Origin of the sequence: Myxococcus sp. AM011, from assembly GCF_013372595.1 — a bacterium.
Taxonomy (GTDB): Bacteria; Myxococcota; Myxococcia; order Myxococcales; family Myxococcaceae; genus Myxococcus; species Myxococcus eversor.
Genome location: NZ_JABXEM010000686.1, coordinates 1 through 229, shown reverse-complemented (window position 1 = coordinate 229; position 229 = coordinate 1). Strand labels below are relative to the sequence as shown.

Sequence of the window (229 nt, the reverse complement as noted above, 5' to 3'; positions counted from 1 at the left end):
CCGAAGCCCGTGGGGCGCGCCTCCGTGACGTACAGCCCGGGAGGCGTCCTCACGGCCTGCACGAGTGCGCCCGTGACGTCGTAGAGGGCCCCCAGCCTGTCGCTGGGGCGGATGAGGGCGTCGCCCGTGGCCGCGTCGACGAGGCTGAGGCGCTCCAAGTCGCGGAAGTGGAAGACGAGTTCAAAGCTCGTCCTGGGGCTGTTGCCGGAAGGGGCCATGCGCAATGACT

At 70.3% G+C, this 229-nt stretch carries 1 pseudogene; it reads right to left on the bottom strand.

From position 1 onward, the window contains the following. A pseudogene (locus tag HUW62_RS48025) lies at window positions 1–218 on the bottom strand (hypothetical protein); the annotation flags it as partial. Window positions 219–229 lie beyond the last annotated feature (11 nt).